Source organism: Frankia sp. CcWB2 (assembly GCF_977927585.1).
Window position 1 is genome coordinate 6,675 of sequence record NZ_CDWRCM010000078.1, and the last position, 2,309, is coordinate 8,983.

General features: G+C 71.6%; 2 protein-coding genes and 1 pseudogene. All 3 read right to left on the reverse strand.

The annotated features are described in order from the left end of the window. Positions 1-81, reverse strand: an 81-nt coding sequence (locus ACY45C_RS10455; protein WP_462187438.1) for a zf-TFIIB domain-containing protein, incomplete at its 3' end; no start/stop codon positions are given. Positions 82-147: 66 nt separating this feature from the next. Continuing rightward, entirely contained in the window at positions 148-1,257 is a 1,110-nt protein-coding gene (locus ACY45C_RS10460) for an aminoglycoside phosphotransferase (protein WP_462187428.1), read from the reverse strand. 13 nt (positions 1,258-1,270) lie between these two features. Continuing rightward, positions 1,271-2,070: pseudogene (locus ACY45C_RS10465) on the reverse strand (class I SAM-dependent methyltransferase). Between the last annotated feature and the right edge of the window lie 239 nt (positions 2,071-2,309).

Here is a 2,309-nt window from a genome sequence, read left to right on the forward strand (position 1 = left end):
GCACTGCTCGATCTGGATGCCGTTGCGGTTGTACGTCCGCATCATCGCGTGGCACTTGGGACACTGCAGGGTGTAACTCATGCCGAACCTGCCGTTCATGGCGGGGAGACATCCTTGGCTGCGGGTAGCGTACCGATCCCGCGGAAGTCAGCCGGTGGATAGTCGAGATCCGGACGGGTACGGGCCCACCCGGGCCATCCGCCGGCAGCACTCGACGAAGGCATCGGAGATCGGATCAGGTTCGGGCCCGGCACCGGGCGCGTCGCCGTCGAGACGCGCGGCGACCGCGATGGCCGCGTACTGCACGACAATCGCGCGGGCGGGCAGGTCCAGGGCCGTCCAGGGATCCTCGCCGCCCGGCAGCGCCGGGCCGCCACCGGCCTGGTAGCCGTCGACGAACCGCGCCCAGACGTCCATCGGCAGCAGGCCGGCCGCGTACCAGGCCGCCGGCCGGGCCAGGTCCCATACCGGGTCCCCGAGCCCGAGATCGTCCACGTCGATGATGCGCCAGCCGAGTCGGGGCAGCGCGACGAGCTGTCCGAAGTGCCAGTCACCGTGGATGATCGTCAATGGCCGCGCCGGCCGGCGTGACCGTCCCGGTCGGGTCGGTTGATCCGGTTGATCCGGTTGGATCTGGTGGTGCAACGCCCACTCGGGCAGGGTCGCGGCGGCGCGCAGGACCACCTCGGCACGTGGATGGCCGGCCTGGTCGCGCAGTCGAGCCACGTCGTGCCGCAGCCGGCGGAGCACCGTGGCCCGGGGGAGCACGAGGAGATTCGACGCGGTGACCGGGATGCGATGCAGACTCGCCAGCAGCGCGGCAGCCTCGGCCCAGGGAACGGCCTCGGCCCAGGGAACATCGTCGACCTGGTCCAGTCCGAGCGCCGAGCCGGCCGGCCAGGCACTCACCCATCGGTCGTGGACCCGGACGGCGAGCCCGTCCAGACCGGTATGGGTGGCGTGGGACGGCGGGGACGGCAGAGGCAGCGGGGACGGCAGGGGCAGCGGGGACAGCAGGATGTGGCCCAGGCGCGGCTGGGCCACGAGCCGGAGCCGGGCCGCGAGCGGCTGTGGGTCGGATCCGGGCGGGTGGGCCTTGAGCACGACGTCACCGTGGCGCACGATCAGCCGTTCACCGTGGTGCGACAGCACGACGGGAGCCTCCCGGCCGCCCGGTTGGAGCCGGCGGGCGAGATCCGCCATGCCCGTCAGCAGAGCGGCGTGCGGGGCGGCGTCGCCAGTCAGGGTGGTGGTCACGAGGCCGATGCCTTCACCGCGTCGGCTTGCGTAGCCGCCAGATGCATTCGGAGGGCCAGCGGCGCGCCCATGCCTCGTCGCCGCGTTCGGGCTGGGCGGGTGCCGGTTCCTCGCTGTGATCGTCGGATGCCGGCGGTGCCGGGCGAGGTTCCAGAAGATCTTCGATGACGAGGTCGTTGTCCCGGAAGAGCCTGATCCAGGTGCCGTAGGGAAGGTTGGCGCTGACCAGGCCGTCGGCCTCGGCCAGCAGACGCAGCCCGAAGTAGTCGCGGGTCAGGCGACTGCCGGGGGCGTCCCGGCCCGGCGCCACGGTGATCTCGTAGATTGGGCTGACGTGGCTGAAGGCGAGCAGGCCGCCGGGGCGCAGCACGCGTGCGGCCTCCGGCACGGCCCGGAAGGGGTCCGCGAAGGAGAAGGCGCCGTGGTCGGCGAAGACGATGTCGAACGAGCCGTCGGCGAAGGGCACCGCCTCGGCACTCGCCTGGACCAGGGGGAAGGACAGTCCGGTCTCCGCGGTGAGCCGTCTGCTGTGGTGCAGTTGCCGTTCGGAGAGGTCCAAGCCGATCGGTCGGCCCCCCGCCGGACCAGCGCGCTCGACCACTGGCCGCCCCCGCAGCCCATCTCCAGGATGTCCCGTCCGGTGACCTCACCGAGCACGCCGAGCCGTGATTCCGGAACGGCCCACAGCCCCCAGGAGATATCGCCGGTGAACACCTGCCGGCGGATCTGCGGGGCGTTCAGTCGCTGGTAGTCGTCGGAGATCTCGTTCCAGCGGGCACGGTTGGTCCGTACGTGGGCAGCACTGTTGATCATCCATCCCTCGTCCTTCTCCGGGTGGCCACGGACTGCGCGCCGACCGCGGTGCCGGGGCAGGCCACCGCGGCACGACGGCCTTCCTGCCTGCCTCGACGAATCAGTCGGTCATCGTATGAGACCAGGATGATCCGGGCACACCCGTGGCTGGTGATGCCTCGCCGCTCGTCAGCGGGTCGGCGCGCCCGGCCTCGTGCCGCGGCCGGGCACCGATGATCGTTCCGTCGTTCCCGCTGCTC